Raw genomic sequence first — 15,994 nt, 5'->3', positions numbered from 1 at the left:
CGCTTGCGCAATCAATTGGGTCTTGACGCGCTCGAGATCCTCGGCGCGCGCGGGATTTTGCGCGAGGTCGGCGATCACCTTGTCGATCGCGTCCTCGATCTGGGCGAATTCGACGCCAGGTTTCGGCATGACAGAGATCATGAATTGCGAGGCATCAAGCGAGGTGCCCTCGTAGCTCGCGCCCGTGCTGCTCGCGAGCTGCTTGTCGATCACCAGCACGCGGTAGAGATAGGAGTTGATCCCGCCGCCCATCAACTGCGCGAGCACGTCGAGCGCAGGGCTCTCGCCTGCGGCCGCAGTGGTAGCCGACGGCACGAGATAGGAGCGGCGCCAGGTGGGCTGCTCGACGCGGGGATCGGAGAGCGTCACGGTGCGGGGTGCCGCGGGCGGCGGCTCCTGTGGCCGCACGCGCTTCGCGGGGATCGCGGGCTGCGCAGGAATGTCGCCAAAATTCTTTTCCACCATCGGGCGGATTTCCTTGGGATCGACGTCGCCGGCGATGATCAGGATCGCGTTATTCGGCGCGTAGAAGCGCTTGTAGAACGCGAGCGCGTCCTCGCGGTCGAGCTTCTCGATCTCCTGGCGAAAGCCGATAATGGGGCGGCCGTAGGGGTGGTTGAGGTAAAGCGCCGCCATCATCTGCTCGGTGAGCCGCGCATCGGGATTGTTGGCAACGCGCATGTTGAATTCTTCGAGCACAACATCGCGTTCGGACAGCACGTTCTCATCTTGGAGAACGAGACCGGCCATGCGGTCGGCCTCAAATTCCATCATCTTCGTCAGCTGCTCGCGCGGCACGCGTTGGTAATAGCCGGTGTAGTCGGGCGAGGTGAAGGCATTCTCGTCGCCGCCGACGCGCAGCACGGTCTGGGAGAATTCGCCGGGCGGATGCTTCGCTGTGCCCTTGAACATCAAGTGTTCGAAGAAATGCGCAAGCCCCGATTTGCCCGGCGTCTCATCGGCGGAGCCGACCTTATACCCAATCATCTGGGTCACGACCGGGGTACGATGATCGGGGATCACCACCACCTGCAAGCCGTTCGCAAGCGTGAAGCTTGCTGGTCGTTCCGAGGTGACTGTGATCTGGGTAAGCACGCTCCTGTTTTCAGCAACGTCCCGGAGGCTAGGATTGCTGCTATTATCCCTTTTGTATTCGGCTCTGTATTCGACCGCCAGCGCGGTGGGTGCCGTCAAGGCCATTGCAACAATGGCCGTGCCTAGCACCTTGGTTGTCACGGAACTACAATTCTTCATGCCATCGCCTTTTGGTCACATCGAGATTCACATTCTGCAACGGCCGATCCCGACAAAGCAGAGAGCCGCACGCCGTTGGCAAACAATGGAGCAAAAGCCGTGCCAATCGCCTAATGCTTCCGCGCACCGCTGCGCGGGCAGCTGGACGCACAACGAAGCGCCGCGCGTTCTTTCTCTTCCGAAAGCCAAAGCCGCACTTGTTTGGTATCTGCCAACATGTTGCGAACACGACATTGCACACGAAAACGCACGACAACTCGCCGCCTCGCGCTTGCCTAAATCCTGCGACGCCGCATACTGGCGCCTTGATCTCGCGCCAGAGGCACTGCTCCGCCGTTTCGTGGCCGCGCTGGCGCCCGCCAGGAAACATCCAAAGCTTGTCGCGGCGCGGCCGCACCAGGAGTACCCGGCCGCTTCGACGCCTGCCACCAGCACGGCCAAGCGATCATCGTTTCGATCGATCAATATGCCGAGAAAGCGTTTGGCAAGCGAGACTATTTCCTAAATAGGCCTCCCGGTTTCAGGGGCCGGAGCGACCAAATCCCGAGGTCGACGTCATCTGGGTCTATGGCGCCGGCGAACACGGCGTCATGGCCTTCACCGACTTCGGAAATCTGATCGAGCTCGTCCGGATGCACAAAGAAAATCCGACTTGGCTCAAGCGCTGGCCGCCCGACTAATACAATCAGCCTGCGGCCTACGCCGGATGCGTACGGATTTTGTCGAGAACCGGCGAAGCATCAGGAACTGTGATTAGGCTCTGCGTCGCCATCCTCTTTAAGCGTCGGCCACTCCTCTGCGCGTCGGGCTAGCTTCTCATATTCCTCGGCGATCTTAAGGAGCCTATCTCTGGACTTGCCTTCAGCGAACGACACCGCTTTGGTCCGCGTCGCTTCCGCACGGCCTCGCCAGAATTTGGGATCGTAGAACGGATCTATCGGTTTCATGCAAATGAGCATGCAGTTCGTACATTAAGAAAATGCGACATCAGCCCCTCCAACATTACGTAGGCCGCCCTCCCCGCAAAATTCACAAATTCGGCCCAATTGCCTATATCTCGGAAGGAGCGAAGCCGCGGGGCGCGATTCGCTTGAGAAAGCCGAAGCGGGGCACACGCATTGAGCGGTTGATAGAGTTGCTTTGCTCATGCCTCGTACACACCTGGTGGCAGCCGGACCAGCACGATACCACCCCCAGCCGCCACGACCTCCTTCGAAAGCGCACTCGGTCAAGTTTCTGCCAGGACGAAGGTTTAGACGCGCAGCATCTAAAGCGCCCGCCATCTCGGGCTTGAAAGCTCTTCCCTCTTCGAACTGCTACCACGTCGCGCGATTTGCGCTGACTGGGATCGCAAACCAATCTAATGTTTCGATCTCTCCGACTTGCCGGCTTGGAGGGATCAGCCGTGCTGGAGCTGTCACTTCTAACACGTGCACGGCTGCCCTCGGCCTAGATGGGAATGAAACTGAGATTTTCCGCGCCAGTGAAGGCCTCTCACTCTGATTCGCGCGAGATGGCTCGTGGGGGCGCACGAGTTTGGACATATCCACACGAGCAGTCCTCGAAGGGGCTTGAATCGTACGCAGCGTTAGATTGTACGATCTTAAAAGCAGGTGGCGCCCCTAAGGCCATCTAAAAGCCTCCCGCCAGGTGATGAGAATTGCGAATGTCCCAAACTCTTAAGCTCACGCCGCAAGGGCCCGTCACGATCCTCGAGCACTCCCCCGAAAGCGAAGTGATCTATGGAGCGCATGGCGAACTGGCCAAGTTGCAGCCGGAACAGGACGAAGCATTTGGCACAATCCCGATCTCCGATGTCACGCGTGCCGCTCCTCGCAAGAGGTGGAATGCAGGTCGCGAGAACGGACCATGTGGGTGATGGCCCCAGCTGTTACAGGCCGATAATGGTTCGCACTCCCCAACCAGGTGCAGCTTCGGGGGCGTGTTGGACGTAGCTGAATGCCGAAATTGCTGGCGGGGTATACCTTACCGCTATCGTAACTTCTTTCGTCTAGCCGGGCCGCAATCGTTGTTTCGCCCTGCTTGGCGGCTCTGAGTATCGGCCGACTGGCGGGTTGTTAGCCGCCTCCTCGCGCTCGGAAAATTACGGTATCTCACGACTAAGCGACCGAGGCACCGCTGCGATGGGTGTACAGATACGCAATGTGCGCTTCCGCGGCCGTCAATGCTTTGAATGGTTCCGGCCTGTTTCCCGGTAGACAGGTCATACTGCGCTTCGCGCAGGACGAACAATACCGCAGGATGTATCGACTTGAAGAGGATATCGTGAATCAAAAGCAGCGAACGCATGGGTCTTGGTTCTTCAAAGCACACCGCTGTGCAACAGCACTTGCTGTTGCTGTTGTGACGACAACAGCTCTATGCACCGAACAGGCGGGTGCGCGAGATCGGCCGGCGACACCGGAGGAGCGAGAGGCTTGCACTCCGGACGTGTTTCGCTTTTGTGGCAGCCACATACCTGATGCAGGCGCCATTACTGCCTGTCTCAGAGCCAAGTTCACAAACCTGAGTGACCAATGTCGCTACGTGATATCAGTTCGAGACTCTGCCAAAGGAAAGGAAGGCTCGAAATGAGCCAGCGCCAATAGGCCGGCGCCTTCGATCGCCCGCGCTTCGAGACTAGTACCTCGTCACAGTGATTATGACTCTTTGGCAGCGACGGGATAGGCGCGGCCCATTTTGGCGCGAGCTTTGTCGGTTGTGAACATCCAATTGATGCGAGCGCCGGCGGCGTTTCGTTGTCGTTCCCAGGCGTCGCGGCGGAGCCAGTGTGGGTCGTCGTTTCTGCGGTCCAGGCACTGGCCCGCGGAGCACGCCGATCTCGATCTCGACCATGTTGAGCCAACTGGCATGCTTGGGGGTGTAGTGGAACTCCAGGCGGCGCAGAATCCGTCGGGCTTCGGCGGGTGCGAATGCCTCATAGAGGGCGCCTACGGAGTGGATCGACAGATTATCCTGCACCACCCGGATGCACGCGGCGTCGGGATAATGGACATCGACGAGTTCGCGCATGCAGTGGGCGTAGTCTACTGCCGTCCGCCGCTCGGCGACCTTGACCTTGCGCCAAGGGCAATGGACGTCGATGCAGACGAAGAGATTGACGGTGCCGTTGCGGCGGTACTCGCAATCGTAGCGTTCGAGCTGGCCCGGTTCGGGTGGGATCGGCTGGCGAACCTCGCCGATGAGCTGGACCGGGCTCTCGTCGAAGCAGACCACCGGTCGGTCGGGATCGGGCGCCTCGGCATAGAGGTCGAGCACGTCTTCCATACGGGCGACGTATTCGCCGTCGACCTTTGGAATGCACCACATATCCTTGCGCCAGGGCTTAAGACCGTTTGCGGCCAGCCGCCGGCGCACCGTCTCGCCTGACAGGCTCTCGTGATCGGTGAGATTGACTATCGCCCCGGCCAAAAGCTCCAGCGTCCAGCGAGCGCGGCCCTCCGGGGGACTCGCGCAGGCGGTGGCCACCAACAGGGCTTCCTCCTTGCCGGTGAGCTTGCGCTCCGCCCCAGGACGCGGCTCCTCGCTCAGCGCCCGCTCCAGATTGCCTTCCACGAAACGCCGCTTGGTCCGGTACACGGTGGAACCGCTCACCGCTACCGTGCGCGCAATTTCTTCATCGCTGCAGCCGGCATTGGCTGCCAGCAATATCTGGGCGCGCTTGAGTTTGCGGGCGGCCCGTTTGCCCTTGCTCAACATCGCGGTGAGTTCACTGCGTTCGGCTTGGCTCAGTTCGACCCGATAACGTACATTCATCCCGACCTCCCTGTTGGAGGACCGGACGAATCGACAAATGAATCGAAAATCAGGCGCCGCGCGCAGCCTCAGCGCTCAAGGCTTCACGGAAAAGCAAGGCCAGTACCTGGCTTTCATCTACACCTACGCCCACATGTTCCGGCGCCCGCCCGCCGAGGCCGACATGCAGCGCCACTTTCAAGTCAGTCCGCCCTCGGTACACCAGATGATCGTGACGCTCGAACGAAATGGTCTCATCAGCCGTCAACCCGGCATCGCCCGAAGCATCCAAATCCTCGTGCCTCCGGAAGACCTGCCCATCTTAGATTGGCTCGGAATCAACCAGTCAGAACCATTGTGACGAGGTACTAGTCCCCGGCTGAATTCCAGGACGGCAACGCTGGATGGGGACAGATGAAAGGGCGCGGGCAATTGAGGCGGCACCAACCGCTTGCGACTGACGGAACTCCCGGCATCGGGCACTTGCTTGGACGAATAGGCGAAATGCATAAGTTACCCTTCCACCATTCTGATCGCCAACAGAGGCGAGATTGCCGTACGAATCATCAAGACTTTGCGAAGGCTGGGGCTTCGCTCTGCAATTGTCTACCACGATGCCGATGCGGGGACGCCGGCTGTCTCCATGGCTGACACGGCGATTGCCATCAGCGGTCGCACGCCAATAGCTGCCTATCTCGATATCGCGCCATCGCTGCTGCCCACAAGGCGAGCGCCGACGCCCTTCATCCGGGTTATGGATTTGTCTCCGAGAATGCTGAGTTCGCCAGGGCCGTGATAAAGGCGGGCATTGCGTTCATCGGGCCCGCCCCTGAAAGCATAGAACTGATGGGCGATAAAATCCGGGCCCACAACTTCGTTCAGCGGAACGGTTTTCCGGTCGCACCTTCGGCGATCGAAGAAGATGATCCAGCGACATTCACATTCAGGGCGCGAGCTGTAGGAGTTCCTTTGCTGGTGAAACCATCGGCGGGCGGTGGCGGCAAGGGCATGCGGATCGTACGCGACCTCGCTACCCTGGAGGACGCGATTGCGCAGGCGCGCAGTGAGGGGCAGAGGTACTTCGGCGATGGCCGGCTTTACGTCGAACGATATGTCGAAAACCCGCGGCACATCGAAGTATAGGTGCTCGGCGACTCCTTCGGAAACGTGGTCCATCTCTTTGAGCGAGAGTGCTCGGTGCAGCGCCGGTTCCAGAAGATCATCGAGGAGGCGCCGTCGCCCGCACTGTCGCCAGAGTTGCGCAAGCGGGTCTGCGAAACGCCGCCAGCATCGCGCGCGCCGCCAACTATCGAAACGCAGGCACTGTCGAATTCATCTTTGACGGTGGAGAGTTCTATTTTCTTGGGATGAATACGCGTCTGCAAGTCGAGCATACTGTGACCGAGATGATCACCGGCATCGATCTTGTTGCTCAACAGATCTATGTCGCCGCGGGCCGCGAACTTGGATTTTCGCAGTCCAATGAGGCTAGACTGTATGCGGAAGCCCCGGAACGTGGATATGTTCCGACGACTGGTAAGGTACTTGTTCTTGAGTACCCGGACGGCGACGGCGCACGGATCGACAGCGGCATCTTGCAAGGCCAGCAGATCACGACAGCGTTCGATCCCATGCTCGCAAAGATCATCGCGCATTCGCCGACGCGCATTGAGGCTGCGCTGAAGGCCCATCGCGCGATGCGGGAGCTGGTGCTTCTCGGCTGCGAGACAAATGCAAACTTTCTCACACGTATCCTCCGCGACGAGGCATTTCTGAGCGGACACGTCCATACGGGATATCTTGAGGAAAATCCGCACATCGCATCGGCCGAGCCTGCGTCCGACTTATCTGCCTTCCTCGCCACAGCCGCCCTCCTGACGAGACTATCCGCGAATGGACAGATGCCGTGCCCGAGCTTCACGCAGCGCTGGGCAGCTGGAGAAACTGACGTGAAACACTATTTTGAAGTTGATGGCGTAGATTATCAGTTATCGCTTTCACGTTGCCAACAGGGCTATCGCCTTCTCTTGAGTAACAAAGTGATTGGCCCAATCGTGTTCTCCCAGTAAGGCGACGTTTGCGGCGTCCTTACCATCGCTGGCGAAAGCGAACCGGTCAGGTTCGCCATCGACGGCGAGGTTATTCACGTGCACATCCGCGGCAGGACGCGCATTTTGCACTACCGCGACCCGTTGAGAACGCTCGCTTGCGCGAATAATGAGGCAGATCATCTCCTGGCCAGCGCGCCAATGCCGGGTCTCGTCGTTACGACCAGCGTTTCGCCTGGTCAACCCGTTTCCGCAGGCACGGCGCTGATGAAAATCGAGAGCATGAAGTTGGAAACCATCATACGCTCTCCACGGGACGGCGTGATCGACCGAATTCACTTCAACGGAGGCGAGAGCTTCGAGCGAGGCGCAGTGCTGGTTACGCTCTCAGAGGAAGGGCGTTGAGATGCAGCGGATCGCTTCTGCAGCGGATGTCAAATCTCACGAATTCCGCCTCAACGAACTCCACAATAGACGACTTGCGGCCGAATTGAAGGAACGACAACGTGTCGTCCGCTTCAACCGTCCTGAACGAGACCTTGAGCGCCTGCATCGGCAAAACAAGTTGTTTGTACGTGATCGGATCGAGGCTTTGCCCGATCCAGAAACTCCGTTCCTCGAGCTTTCGACGCTAGCCGCTAACAAGGCTTACGACGGCGAGGTGCCTGGCGCTGCGCAGGTCGTCGGCATCGGCATCGTAGCGGGTCGCGAGGTCATTGTTCACGCGGATGACGCCAGCGTGAAGGGCGGCGCATGGTATCCGTTGTCTGTCACGAAGATCGTGCGGGCCTTGGACATAGCGATCGAGAACTGTCTGCCAGTGGTTCATCTGTGCGACTGTGCTGGTGGTTTCCTGCCTTTGCAGGCGGAGTTCTTCGCGGATCGATACTACGCGGGTCGACTCTTCCGCAATCAGTCCATTCTCTCAAAGTCGCCATCGCAATGGGTCATTGCACCGCGGGAGGGGCGTACGTTCCGGCGCTTAGCGACTACAACATCATCGTGGAGGGAACGGGCGCGATTTTTCTAGGAGGCCCCCCGGTCATGAAACCGCCACGGGCGAGACGGTATCCGCCGAAGAGCTTGGTGGCGCTCATATGCATACCAGCGTGTCTGGGACGAGTGACTATTTCGCAAGCTCCGAGATCCACGCGATTGCCATCGCACGGGACATGTCGCTCGCTTCAATCGTGCCACGAAAGCCTCGATGGATCGAGTCTCTCCTGAACCGCCGGCGTACGACGCGTCCGAACTCTACGGCATCATTCCCAGGGATCCTCGAGTGCAGTTCGACATGCGGGAGATCATCACCCGTCTGGTGGATGGCACCCGGTCCACGAATACCAGTCTCTCTATGGCGAGTCTCTGGTGTGCGGCTTCGCGCGGCTTTATGGATATCAGATCGGGGTTATTGCAAACAATGTGTGCTGTTCAGCGACAGTGCGCTGAAGGGCGCTCACTTCATCCAATTGTGCGACAAGAACCGAACGCCCCTGCTCTTTCTGCAGAATATCACGGGTTTCATGGTCGGCGGCGAATACGAACGGCGCGGCATCACCAAGGATGGCGCCAAGCTGATCATGGCCGTCTCTGGGGCGTCGGTGCCCAAGTTCACGGTCGTTTGCAATGGCTCCTACGGAGCGGGGACGTTCGCTATGGCCGGGCGGGCTTTCGATCCACGCTTTATATTCACCTGGCCGCAGTCTCAGATTTCTGCGATGGGTGCAGAGCAAGCAGCAGGCGTGCTCACCCATGTCAAGGCAAGACAATTAACCCGCGAGGGTGGACGCCTGTCTGAGCAGGAGTTGGCAGCTATTCGAGAGCCGATTCTGGAAGAGTATCGGGAACGATCGAGCGCCTGTTATGCAACCTCCGAAATCTGGGACGACGGCATTCTTGATCCTGTCGACACCAGAAACGCGCTCGCAGTCGTCCTGAGCGCTTAGCTCAATACACCGATTGAGGCGCCACATTACGGCGTGTTCAGAATGTAGCGATCGGATCAGGGCCGCCTTGGCGGGATCATCGAGGTAGAGCAGCGCGATCCAGCCGCACATGAAATGGAAGTCGGCGCGATAATCGCAAAGCGCAAGGCGCCGATTATACCCGTCCCTCGATCTGGCTGGCTTCAAATCGGCGGCCGGTCTACCTCCACACCGAACGGAAAGGAAGACAAGTGAAACGCATTACCTTCGCCGCGGCGTTGCTCGCGCTGACGCGCGCGGCGCACGCTGGCCCCGAGCTCGAAGCCAGCGGCCGCTTCCTTGCCGGCATCCGCTCGATCAACGTCACCATGCATCGCGTTCGCCCACACAGATCAGGCGCGGCAAGCCGAAAGAAATGTCCAGCCTCGGCGCGCCGTCGCACATCGACGCCGATTACAACGACTGCGGTGCGGTCGGAGCGGTGCGTGCGTCCCTTAACGGGTCGCACAAGACCGGAGAGATCATCGCGAGCAGGATTGCGGCGAGGAAGACCAGGGTGAGCGCGAAAGCGTTTCACCGAAACTACCAGAGCAAGATACAGAGGACAGTCAGAAGCAGAGCAGAGTAATCCGCGCATCCCCGATGATCGGCGCCGTAACAGATCGCTGGGCGTCATAGGAATATCCGTGTGCCCCCTGATGGATTCCTGACCGCACCACCACGATTCCGGTCCGTCGTCCCGTACTGCAGAACAAACACCGTCCCGTTGAAGCGAGGGATTGAATGCCACCCAGAAGCCGCCGTTTGATTGATGACAACTCCCATCATCGCCTTGGATGACGCAGCTCGAACGCTAGCATTGGTGAGGGATCGCTGGCTTGCTGCTGGCGAATACCGGCGAGGTATCGATGGCGCTCTCCACGGTTTTAATCGCAATCGTGGCGGCGTTGTTGTCAGTTCATCTGAGGACAGGCGGATCCGGTTTCAATGTGCCCATCTTCAACACTCTCGAAGCAGCTAGAAGAGATGGGCTTCAAACCAGTTTCGGTGGGGACCAGTGAGCCGCTGAAGTCTGGCAACCTCACGCAGCACTGCGAACGGTTTCAGAAATGGTCTGTGCCCGTACGACGTCATCACGCAAATGATGATCTATGAGTATCGGATGCCGATATGTCGTTGAACGAACGCGATGTGCTGTCGCAAACACGCAACCGGGCTATCGCCTTAGGCCGGATTCGCTCTTCGCGCGCGGCCGAATCGATGTTTTCGTCGCCCCCCGAGCGGGTCCAGGAGTACACTTAGTGGACAATGCCAACAAACAAATAGCGCTTGAAGAACACTCGGGTCGCGAGCAGGTGGTAAAAGATGGAAAATGGCATCACGGCCCGAACCGCGAAGATACTCAGCGCGCCCTTCACAACGGCGGACTTCGCAGCTTTGTCAAAAGGGCAGCCTCGATTCGGTCCCGTTTGCGCTTTGCGCTCTGATATTGATCAACTGTGGAGCTGCGCTTGCAGTCTTGGCGTTCCTCGAACGTATATCAACCAGAGCCACAATCGATCCGAGCCTTATCGGCGCCCTCGCCTCAGCAACGCTGTCCTTTGCGTTGGGGGCCGCGCTCGCTTTGCTCGCAATGTTCGCCTGCGCCGCAGCTGAAAGGGCGGTTTCGAGGCTCAGTACTTGTGAGCCACCAAGGATCCAAAAGGCACGCCGCTTGCGCGCTGCAAAGACCGCGCGCGTTTGCCACGTCTGTTCGCTTTCTTCCGCGCTGGCCTCGCTAGCTTTATTCGCTTTTGGAATGTCCGAGACGAGCTCCACACCCCCCGATGCTTCTGCAGAGGTAAGCTGCCCAAGTGCCCGCGAGCTGAGAACCCGCCAGGAGCCCCCGCCCATGCAGTGTCCGAAATGCAACTCCGATAACTGGTGCGAAATCGCATCGCATGATCCCTGGAGCGGTCGACCGATGATCCTGCAATGTCTGCGGCGAATATACTGAGCACAAGCTCGCTGAGCGCGAGGAGGCGTACGGCGCCCTGACCGGCGAACACCAACCGACCCGCCGGCTTATCCTGGATGCCCTTGAGAATGCTGGTCTAACGATCGTCCGCACCTTAAAAACAATGGGAGACCTGCGCATGGGCCCTGCCATTCCGTGCCCGCCCACCCTGTATCCCCGGCTCCGGAAAACGCGGGACTGTGAGGCGGTGCCTGATCGTCATGCGGGCTTCACGCCGTTATGGCCGATCTGAAGCGGCAGGTCGAGCGAGTGGCATCGAGGCGGCACGATGTGCGTTTAGCTAACTATTTCCGGACCGCAACCTCTTGCGCCGCAGTACGGCGAGCACTCGAGGAGGCCACAATCAAGAATAGTGCATAAGCTCGGGACTCTGAACCGCATCTATCCACATTGGACGACATGCTCTATCCGCCGCTTCGTGCAATCACGTGGACGCGGCTAGGAGTTGCGGCGGGATCTGCAATGTCGCGATGTCGGCTCCGCTCACCTCACCGCGCGCGTCGCTTGGGTGCAATAAACGTCGGCATTGCAGAACAAGTCGGCTGGGGCACGTATCGGGCTGCCGTTTTTCAATTCTTCTTCTTTGCGCCCATAGGGATCTTGAGCACGTCTGTCTGGAACGCCCGCGGTGAGTGTTCTCATATCAGTCAGACGGCGCTGGGACGGGTTTTCCACGATGGCGGCGGCCTGCATTTGGCCGCTTGTTTCCTCGTACCTCAGGAAGCGGCACAATGGAATACTGGAATAATGTTCAGCCAAGCCACTGAAGGGGGTTGAACCTTACGCTGCGTCAGGTTGTAGGCTTGGAAACCAATTATGACCAAACCTACACCACGCAAGCAATGGTTATCGGCTAACGCGGCAGCGGGGTTGCCGTGCACATGATTTCAGGCTTGGAACTGACGCATATTCGAATTGACTTCCCACTGATGAAGCCGGAAAGCTGCGAGATCGTGCCGTTTGTCGAGTTCGCATCGGACGAGAGAAGAGCCAAAAGAGAGTCTTCAAGCATGTTGTGCGACAAGCGGCCCCCCGCCCTCGTGACCAAGCTGGACCATCGGGATCGGCTCATTGATCAACGAGGTCGCCTTCGCCCACGCAACCGCTGCCACTAGCAACAGCTAGCACGTTCGAAAGCACGATGAACGCCTTCAACTCGAATATTGGCAAAGTCGCCGGCGGCGCCACGCTGACCCGCGAGGAAGCGGCATCCGCTTTCGACAGCATGATGTCAGGCGAAGCCACACCCGCGCAGATGGGTGGACTTCTCATGGCGCTGCGGGTGCGCGGCGAGACGGTGGAAGAGATTACCGGCGCCGCTTCCGCGATGCGGAGTAAGATGCTGCGAGTCAGTGCGCCGCACGATCCCGTCGACATTGCCGGCACTGGCGGCGACGCTTCGGGCTCGGTCAACGTGTCGACCTGCGCCGCTTTCATCGTCGCTGATACTGGCGTGAGGGCTGCCAAACATGGCAATCGCGCACTGTCCTCGCGCTCGGGCGCTGCCGACGTCTTGGCGTCGCTCGGCGTGAGGATCGACATCACCCCTGAAGACGTCACTCGCTGCGTGCACGAAGCCGGCATCGGCTTCATGTTTGCGCCGGTCCATCATCCCGCCATGAAGCACGTTCACCCGACCGGGATTGAGCTCGCTACCCGCACCATCTTCAATCTACTCGGACCGCTGTGCAATCCGGCCGGCGTCAAGCGACAGATAGTCGGAGTGTTTTCGCGGCAGTGGGTGCTGCCCTTGGCGCAGGTGTTGAAGAATCTTGGCGCTGAGTCAGTGTGGGTGGTGCACGGCTCGGACGGACTCGATGAGATCACCCTGACCGGCCCGACCTTTGTTGCCTCGATTGAGACCAGCGAGATCCGCACCTTCGAAGTGCCCCCTGAACAGGCCGGCCTCCGCCGCTGCGGCAGCGTGGGGCTGAAGGGCGGCGATGCCGACGCCAATGCAGTCGCGCTGCAAAGCGTGCTCGACGGCGCCCCAAGCCCGTATCGCGATATCGCGCTTCTCAATGCGGCCGCGGCATTGATCGTGGCCGGCCGTGCCAAACCCTTGAAGGAAGGCGTCGCCCTTGGGCAGAAGTCGCTTGATAGCGGTGCCGCGGCGGCGCGATTGAAACATCTAGTCGCAATCTCTAACGCCTGACAGCCGAGCTGACCGATGTCCGACATTTTGACCAAGATCGAGGCCTACAAGCGCGAAGAGATCGCAGCCGCCAAGCGCGCCTTGCCGTTTTCAGAGGTCGAAGCGCTCGCGCGGCGGGCCCCGCCCCCGCGGGGTTTTCTCGCCGCCATCTGCAACAAGCACGCAGCAGATGAGTATGCGCTGATCGCCGAGATCAAGAAGGCCTCTCCCTCCAAAGGCCTTATCCGGGGCGATTTCGATCCGCCCTCGCTTGCCAGGGCCTATGAAGCGGGCGGCGCGGCCTGCCTGTCGGTGCTGACGGATACGCCCTTCTTTCAAGGGCACCCTGATCTCATGATGGCAGCGCGAGCTGCAACATATCTGCCGGTGCTGCGCAAGGACTTCATGTTCGACACCTATCAGGTGGTACAAGCGCGCGCTCAGGGGGCCGACTGCATCCTGATCATCATGGCGGCGCTCGACGACGAAACCGCTCGCGAGATCGAGGCTGCGGCCCTGGCCCATGGCATGGATGTGCTGATCGAGATCCATGACCGCGACGAGCTCGATCGGGCGCTAAAACTTCGCTCGCCGATGATCGGCATCAACAACCGCAACCTGCGCACCTTCGAGACCACGCTTACGACCAGCGAGGCGCTGGCGCCGCTCATACCGAAGAATCGCCTGATCGTCGGCGAAAGCGGTATCTGCGCCCCGGGCGATGTTCTGCGTCTTTCGCGGCTTTGCATTTCGACCTTCCTGGTCGGAGAAAGTCTGATGCGGCAGGCTGACGTGACGGCGGCGACCCGCGCGCTGCTCTCGCGCGAGGCGGCGGTTTCGACCGGAGTGCAGTGATGGCGCGCGAAGCCTCCAAGCCGAGCTCGCTTCGCTAAGAATACGGCTCGCCGCAAACGATAGTGAGGTGTCGCCGCTGTTGGCGACGGTTAGTCAGCATCCAGAAGGTCCGCGCAACTCAATCAGCACCGAGCCGGTGGGTCTCCCCTGCATTTGACGACGGCCGAGAAGTGCGGCCGGTGATGGTGAGGCGAAATGCACCGTTTGCACGAAATAGCGGTGCATTAGCCTGAGACGGTAAGAGCAAAATCATGGAAAGTTTTCACAACTCGAGGCGGATGAGGGCAGTCTATGCTCGGAGCAAAGCGCTTATCAGGCTGCAGGATGCGTACCGTATCAATCTTGCTGAGCTAATCGAGGCTAGGGCGGCGCCTGAAAGATCGACGGTCACTCAGATTGCCAGAGCCGGTGCGAAGCGCACCACGGAGATCGTCGAAAAGACAGGCGACTCGGGGACTCGCGCTTCGCGGTACCGCGAAGGAGACAAACAATGATGTCTTGGCGGACGATCACGGTACTCGGATCGATCGCAACGATCGAACTCATGTTTCGTAAGTTTCGTGAGGTAATCGATACAGATGACTCGATCTCGCCCGAGCTGCGGCTTTCGTTGCACGCGACGCTGGATGAGCGTCTTCTCTTCGGGAAAGAGCGCCTTTTCAACAGTATCGGAAAACAAAGCGGCGCGGCGGCCATGCCCATATCACCACCGAGGAACGATTCGCAGTGAATGACGCCACGCGCAGACAGATCACGGACCGCCAGCCCTTCGGACGTACGGGCCGCCTTCGCTGTCGCTACGCGACGAGGACGCGGAACGTATTCGATCTGACGCAAAGGCACGCTGAACGCTATCATCCAAGCGGAGCCACCGATTGTGTTCAGCCGCATCGCCAGATCATGCTGTGGAGCAGTCAGATTATCGGTGAGATCAAACCCGCACTGCGCGGAAGCAAGTTCGAGAGTCGCGACCAACGCAATCTCCGCATAGTTCAAAAGTTCGAGGTCAAACGCCACTCCGGAGCTGGGCCATGAGCTGCCAATCGCCTCCCCGGATCAGCGATATTCAGTCCATCGAGGCGATCGAGTTTCGCCAAGCCATGCGAAATCTGGCGAGCGGCGTCTCCATTGTAGCGACCGGAACGGCCGTCCGACGGCGAGGGTTAACGGTCAGTTCTATTACTTCGATCTGCATGGACCCGCCCTGCCTGCTGGTCTGCATTAATGCCAGTTCCGAAACTCACGACGCGATACTCACCAACGGCACTTTTGGCGTGAGTCTTCTCGGAGGCAATCAGCAGGACCTCGCACTGCGTTTCGCCGGCCGGCATGGCGCAAACGCTGTCCACCGTTTCGATACAGCGCCATGGGATCAGGGCGTTCTTGACGTACCGGTTCTGCAAAGCGCAGTTTGTGTGCTCGAATGCGTCTTGCATCACCACCAACTCGTCGGCACCCATGGGGATCTTTATCGGCCGGATTGTCGCGACGCGATCAGCTCAAGGCAATCCACTCATCAACTTCCGTGGCGAACTTCGAACGTTACTGTACGGCTGAGTGCAGGTTTTCACCGCAATGTCGCTATTCGTAACGACACCCTACGGCTAAGGCTATGTTGAGAGCCACAATGAAGGAGCCGAGTTATGATGATAGAATACTTGCCCGAGAGGGGAGTGCAAATGGCGGAGCCCTTCGATTTTTGCGGGTTTAAGCTCGTCTTGAAGGGCCCGTATGCCGCTAAGCCTTCAGACTTGAAAGGGATCACGCTCGTTGACCACGACAATGCGCTGATGCCTATTTAGTGCCTATCCTGCCTGGCTGCCCCAAGGACAACAAAACCTGGGAAGCAGCCTACGCCAAGATGGTCGCAAGCGCGCGCGAGCGCGGCTGGATTGACGCTAAAGTAAATGCAATTCGCGCACACATCGAAAGAAGGTTCTGATCAGAAAGATCCGAAGCAGCTCGCATCCTGAGTTAGTGCCCTGCATGCAAGTGACACTCGTCC

At 59.3% G+C, this 15,994-nt stretch carries 15 protein-coding genes and 3 pseudogenes; 14 read left to right on the top strand and 4 right to left on the bottom strand.

Translation table 11 applies throughout. From position 1 onward, the window contains the following. The 3 genes and pseudogenes from GWE18_RS39855 to GWE18_RS39845 all read right to left on the bottom strand — a co-directional run. Positions 1 to 1,095, bottom strand: a 1,095-nt coding sequence (locus GWE18_RS39855) for a pitrilysin family protein (RefSeq protein ID WP_275190996.1), incomplete at its 3' end; no start/stop codon positions are given. 463 nt (positions 1,096 to 1,558) lie between these two features. Continuing rightward, a pseudogene (locus GWE18_RS39850) lies at positions 1,559 to 1,654 on the bottom strand (NUDIX hydrolase); the annotation flags it as partial. 2,260 nt (positions 1,655 to 3,914) lie between these two features. Then, a protein-coding gene (locus tag GWE18_RS39845) for an IS630 family transposase (protein ID WP_275190995.1) occupies positions 3,915 to 5,031 on the bottom strand; the annotation gives its coding sequence in 2 pieces (ribosomal slippage) (positions 3,915 to 4,082 and positions 4,084 to 5,031; 1,116 coding nt in all). Positions 5,032 to 5,068: 37 nt separating this feature from the next. On the opposite strand from GWE18_RS39845, the gene GWE18_RS39840 reads away from it, so the two are divergent. From GWE18_RS39840 to GWE18_RS39795, 10 genes and pseudogenes are all read left to right on the top strand, one after another. After that, positions 5,069 to 5,371: an SOS response transcriptional repressor gene (locus tag GWE18_RS39840; RefSeq protein WP_213255929.1), complete on the top strand. Its 303-nt coding sequence runs from the start codon at positions 5,069 to 5,071 to the stop codon at positions 5,369 to 5,371. 213 nt (positions 5,372 to 5,584) lie between these two features. Then, positions 5,585 to 5,806, top strand: a complete 222-nt coding sequence (locus GWE18_RS39835; RefSeq protein ID WP_275190994.1) for a hypothetical protein — start codon at positions 5,585 to 5,587, stop codon at positions 5,804 to 5,806. Then, on the top strand, positions 5,719 to 6,153 hold the full coding sequence (locus GWE18_RS39830; protein ID WP_275191000.1) for a biotin carboxylase N-terminal domain-containing protein: 435 nt from the start codon (positions 5,719 to 5,721) through the stop codon (positions 6,151 to 6,153). Before GWE18_RS39835 ends, GWE18_RS39830 begins: the two co-directional genes overlap by 88 nt. After that, positions 6,154 to 6,381, top strand: a complete 228-nt coding sequence (locus GWE18_RS39825) for a hypothetical protein (RefSeq protein ID WP_342804340.1) — start codon at positions 6,154 to 6,156, stop codon at positions 6,379 to 6,381. Beyond that, positions 6,282 to 7,079: a hypothetical protein gene (locus GWE18_RS39820; protein WP_342804341.1), complete on the top strand. Its 798-nt coding sequence runs from the start codon at positions 6,282 to 6,284 to the stop codon at positions 7,077 to 7,079. The genes GWE18_RS39825 and GWE18_RS39820 overlap by 100 nt, the downstream gene beginning before the upstream one ends. A gap of 385 nt (positions 7,080 to 7,464) precedes the next feature. After that, positions 7,465 to 7,929, top strand: a pseudogene (locus tag GWE18_RS39815) (carboxyl transferase domain-containing protein); the annotation flags it as partial. Continuing rightward, positions 7,812 to 8,052 (top strand): annotated as a pseudogene (locus tag GWE18_RS42435) (hypothetical protein); the annotation flags it as partial. The pseudogenes GWE18_RS39815 and GWE18_RS42435, both read left to right, overlap by 118 nt. Before the next feature lie 430 nt (positions 8,053 to 8,482). Further along, the gene (locus tag GWE18_RS39805) at positions 8,483 to 9,004 is read left to right on the top strand and encodes a carboxyl transferase domain-containing protein (protein WP_275190993.1); all 522 of its coding nucleotides are present in this window, start codon (positions 8,483 to 8,485) and stop codon (positions 9,002 to 9,004) included. Positions 9,005 to 9,861: 857 nt separating this feature from the next. Then, entirely contained in the window at positions 9,862 to 10,044 is a 183-nt protein-coding gene (locus GWE18_RS39800; protein ID WP_275190992.1) for a hypothetical protein, read from the top strand. A 240-nt stretch (positions 10,045 to 10,284) separates the two neighbouring features. Further along, positions 10,285 to 10,470, top strand: a complete 186-nt coding sequence (locus GWE18_RS39795; RefSeq protein WP_275190991.1) for a hypothetical protein — start codon at positions 10,285 to 10,287, stop codon at positions 10,468 to 10,470. Between the two features lie 1,013 nt (positions 10,471 to 11,483). Here the strand turns inward: GWE18_RS39795 and GWE18_RS39790 are convergent. Further along, a complete protein-coding gene (locus GWE18_RS39790; RefSeq protein WP_275190990.1) occupies positions 11,484 to 11,693 on the bottom strand; it encodes a hypothetical protein in 210 nt (69 codons plus the stop codon). Positions 11,694 to 12,141: 448 nt separating this feature from the next. Here GWE18_RS39790 and trpD point away from each other — a divergent pair, with 448 nt between their 5' ends. The 4 genes from trpD to GWE18_RS39770 all read left to right on the top strand — a co-directional run bounded on the left by trpD (position 12,142) and on the right by GWE18_RS39770 (position 15,608). Beyond that, positions 12,142 to 13,155, top strand: a complete 1,014-nt coding sequence (gene trpD / locus GWE18_RS39785; protein WP_275190989.1) for an anthranilate phosphoribosyltransferase — start codon at positions 12,142 to 12,144, stop codon at positions 13,153 to 13,155. A gap of 15 nt (positions 13,156 to 13,170) precedes the next feature. Beyond that, positions 13,171 to 13,989, top strand: coding sequence for an indole-3-glycerol phosphate synthase TrpC (trpC, locus tag GWE18_RS39780; RefSeq protein WP_275190988.1), 819 nt, complete (start codon positions 13,171 to 13,173; stop codon positions 13,987 to 13,989). A gap of 490 nt (positions 13,990 to 14,479) precedes the next feature. Then, on the top strand, positions 14,480 to 14,719 hold the full coding sequence (locus tag GWE18_RS39775; RefSeq protein WP_108521541.1) for a hypothetical protein: 240 nt from the start codon (positions 14,480 to 14,482) through the stop codon (positions 14,717 to 14,719). Positions 14,720 to 15,020: 301 nt separating this feature from the next. Next, positions 15,021 to 15,608 (top strand): flavin reductase family protein, encoded by a 588-nt coding sequence (locus GWE18_RS39770; RefSeq protein ID WP_275190987.1) that lies wholly within the window; start codon positions 15,021 to 15,023, stop codon positions 15,606 to 15,608. Positions 15,609 to 15,994 lie beyond the last annotated feature (386 nt).

Origin of the sequence: Bradyrhizobium sp. CSA112 (assembly GCF_029051645.1) — a bacterium.
In the GTDB taxonomy this organism is placed as follows: domain Bacteria; phylum Pseudomonadota; class Alphaproteobacteria; order Rhizobiales; family Xanthobacteraceae; genus Bradyrhizobium.
Note: the sequence above shows the minus strand (reverse complement) of the source record. Positions and strands in the feature narration are given on the sequence as shown.

Bases quoted from the DNA above. Each gene is read 5' to 3' on its own strand.
- GWE18_RS39790 (WP_275190990.1), bottom strand. From the start codon at position 11,693: ATGCAGGCCGCCGCCATCGTGGAAAACCCGTCCCAGCGCCGTCTGACT.
- trpD (WP_275190989.1), top strand. From the start codon at position 12,142: ATGAACGCCTTCAACTCGAATATTGGCAAAGTCGCCGGCGGCGCCACG.
- GWE18_RS39775 (WP_108521541.1), top strand. From the start codon at position 14,480: ATGATGTCTTGGCGGACGATCACGGTACTCGGATCGATCGCAACGATC.
- trpC (WP_275190988.1), top strand. From the start codon at position 13,171: ATGTCCGACATTTTGACCAAGATCGAGGCCTACAAGCGCGAAGAGATC.
- GWE18_RS39770 (WP_275190987.1), top strand. From the start codon at position 15,021: ATGAGCTGCCAATCGCCTCCCCGGATCAGCGATATTCAGTCCATCGAG.
- GWE18_RS39840 (WP_213255929.1), top strand. From the start codon at position 5,069: ATGAATCGAAAATCAGGCGCCGCGCGCAGCCTCAGCGCTCAAGGCTTC.